Origin of the sequence: Aeromonas sp. S8(2024) (genome assembly GCF_041403085.1) — a bacterium.
Classification (GTDB): domain Bacteria; phylum Pseudomonadota; class Gammaproteobacteria; order Enterobacterales; family Aeromonadaceae; genus Aeromonas; species Aeromonas dhakensis.
Genome location: NZ_JBGLRF010000019.1, coordinates 1 through 3,248 on the forward strand (window position 1 = coordinate 1; position 3,248 = coordinate 3,248).

The 3,248-nt window shown below is 52.5% G+C and carries 2 rRNA genes; both read right to left on the reverse strand.

The features are described from left to right. Window positions 1-6: 6 nt before the first annotated feature. A 5S ribosomal RNA gene (rrf, locus tag ACB031_RS22715) occupies window positions 7-121 on the reverse strand. An 84-nt stretch (window positions 122-205) separates the two neighbouring features. Then, window positions 206-3,094: ribosomal RNA gene (locus tag ACB031_RS22720) — 23S ribosomal RNA — on the reverse strand. Between the last annotated feature and the right edge of the window lie 154 nt (window positions 3,095-3,248).

The following is a 3,248-nucleotide window of genomic DNA, read 5'->3' on the forward strand; positions in this document are numbered from 1 at the left end:
TTGGGTGCCTGGCAGTGTCCTACTCTCGCATGGCGAATGCCACACTACCATCGGCGCTACAGCGTTTCACTTCTGAGTTCGGCATGGGGTCAGGTGGTTCCACTGCGCTATTGCCGCCAGGCAAAAATCTTCAATCTGAAAAAGCTGATTTAGTTATTCGTTCTCGGTATCTGCTACAAGCCTTCGAACACTTCTTGGGTGTTGTATGGTTAAGCCTCACGGGTAATTAGTATGGGTTAGCTCAACACGTCGCCGCGCTTACACACCCCACCTATCAACGTTGTGGTCTCCAACGGCCCTTTAGGACCCTCAAGGGGTCAGGGATGACTCATCTCAGGGCTCGCTTCCCGCTTAGATGCTTTCAGCGGTTATCGATTCCGAACTTAGCTACCGGGCAGTGCCACTGGCGTGACAACCCGAACACCAGAGGTTCGTTCACTCCGGTCCTCTCGTACTAGGAGCAACTCCCTTCAATCATCCAACGCCCACGGCAGATAGGGACCGAACTGTCTCACGACGTTCTGAACCCAGCTCGCGTACCACTTTAAATGGCGAACAGCCATACCCTTGGGACCGACTTCAGCCCCAGGATGTGATGAGCCGACATCGAGGTGCCAAACACCGCCGTCGATATGAACTCTTGGGCGGTATCAGCCTGTTATCCCCGGAGTACCTTTTATCCGTTGAGCGATGGCCCTTCCATTCAGAACCACCGGATCACTATGACCTACTTTCGTACCTGCTCGACCTGTCCGTCTCGCAGTTAAGCTGGCTTATGCCATTGCACTAACCTCCTGATGTCCGACCAGGATTAGCCAACCTTCGTGCTCCTCCGTTACTCTTTGGGAGGAGACCGCCCCAGTCAAACTACCCACCAGGCACTGTCCGCGAGCCCGATTCAGGGCCCTGCGTTAGAACATCAAACATACAAGGGTGGTATTTCAAGGACGGCTCCAGCGCAACTGGCGTCACGCCTTCAAAGCCTCCCACCTATCCTACACATGTAGGTTCAATGTTCAGTGCCAAGCTGTAGTAAAGGTTCACGGGGTCTTTCCGTCTAGCCGCGGGTACACCGCATCTTCACGGCGAATTCGATTTCACTGAGTCTCGGGTGGAGACAGCATGGCCATGGTTACACCATTCGTGCAGGTCGGAACTTACCCGACAAGGAATTTCGCTACCTTAGGACCGTTATAGTTACGGCCGCCGTTTACCGGGGCTTCGATCAAGAGCTTCGCTTGCGCTAACCCCATCAATTAACCTTCCGGCACCGGGCAGGTGTCACACCCTATACGTCCACTTTCGTGTTTGCAGAGTGCTGTGTTTTTGATAAACAGTCCCAGCCATCTGGTCACTGCGACTCCCGTCAGCTCCATCCGCAAGGGACTTCACCAACAAGAGCGTACCTTCTCCCGAAGTTACGGTACTATTTTGCCTAGTTCCTTCACCCGAGTTCTCTCAAGCGCCTTGGTATTCTCTACCCGACCACCTGTGTCGGTTTGGGGTACGATGACTTGTAATCTGAAGCTTAGAGGCTTTTCCTGGAAGCAGGGCATCAATGGCTTCCGCACCGTAGTGCGTTCGTCTCGTGTCTCAGTGTTGTGTCTCCGGATTTGCCTAGAAACACCACCTACGCACTTTCACCAGGACAACCGTCGCCTGGCCCACCTAGCCTTCTCCGTCCCCCCATCGCAATTACAAGTCGTGCAGGAATATTAACCTGCTTCCCATCGATTACGCCTTTCGGCCTCACCTTAGGGGTCGACTCACCCTGCCCCGATTAACGTTGGACAGGAACCCTTGGTCTTCCGGCGAGGAGGCTTTTCACCCCCTTTATCGTTACTTACGTCAGCATTCGCACTTCTGATATCTCCAGCATACCTCTCGATACACCTTCGCAGACTTACAGAACGCTCCCCTACCACTCACGCTTAGCGTGAATCCGCGGCTTCGGTGCCTGGTTTGAGCCCCGTTACATCTTCCGCGCAGGCCGACTCGACTAGTGAGCTATTACGCTTTCTTTAAATGATGGCTGCTTCTAAGCCAACATCCTAGCTGTCTGAGCCTTCCCACATCGTTTCCCACTTAACCAGAACTTTGGGACCTTAGCCGGCGGTCTGGGTTGTTTCCCTCTTCACGACGGACGTTAGCACCCGCCGTGTGTCTCCCGGATATTACTTACTGGTATTCGGAGTTTGCATGGGGTTGGTAAGTCGGGATGACCCCCTAGCCCAAACAGTGCTCTACCCCCAGTAGTATTCGTCCGAGGCGCTACCTAAATAGCTTTCGGGGAGAACCAGCTATCTCCGAGTTTGATTGGCCTTTCACCCCCAGCCACAGGTCATCCCCTAACTTTGCAACGTTAGTGGGTTCGGTCCTCCAGTTGATGTTACTCAACCTTCAACCTGCCCATGGCTAGATCACCCGGTTTCGGGTCTACACCTTGCAACTAGACGCCCAGTTAAGACTCGGTTTCCCTACGGCTCCCCTATACGGTTAACCTCGCTACAAAATGTAAGTCGCTGACCCATTATACAAAAGGTACGCAGTCACCCCGAAGGGCTCCCACTGCTTGTACGTACACGGTTTCAGGTTCTATTTCACTCCCCTCACAGGGGTTCTTTTCGCCTTTCCCTCACGGTACTGGTTCACTATCGGTCAGTCAGGAGTATTTAGCCTTGGAGGATGGTCCCCCCATATTCAGACAGGATGTCACGTGTCCCGCCCTACTCGATTTCACATCAAGGTTGTTTTCGTGTACGGGGCTATCACCCTGTATCGCCGGCCTTTCCAGGACCGTTCCACTAACTTCCAAGATGCTTAAGGGCTAATCCCCGTTCGCTCGCCGCTACTGAGGGAATCTCGGTTGATTTCTTTTCCTCGGGGTACTTAGATGTTTCAGTTCTCCCGGTTCGCCTCTGTTACCTATGTATTCAGTAACAGATACCCGAGTTATCTCGGGTGGGTTTCCCCATTCGGAAATCCGTGAGTCGTAATGTCTCTTACCGACTGCTCACGGCTTATCGCAGGTTAGTACGTCCTTCATCGCCTCTGACTGCCAAGGCATCCACCATGTACGCTTAGTCACTTAACCATACAACCCCAAGAAGTGTCGTCGAAACGGCATTCAAGTTGCTGTACAACAAGGACCAAATAAAATTTGGTTTTCGCCAAGAAGTTTCCAAAGCACTTGTAACAAATGTTTGAGAACTACTTTTTAAATCAGCTTTCCAGATTGTTAAAGAGCA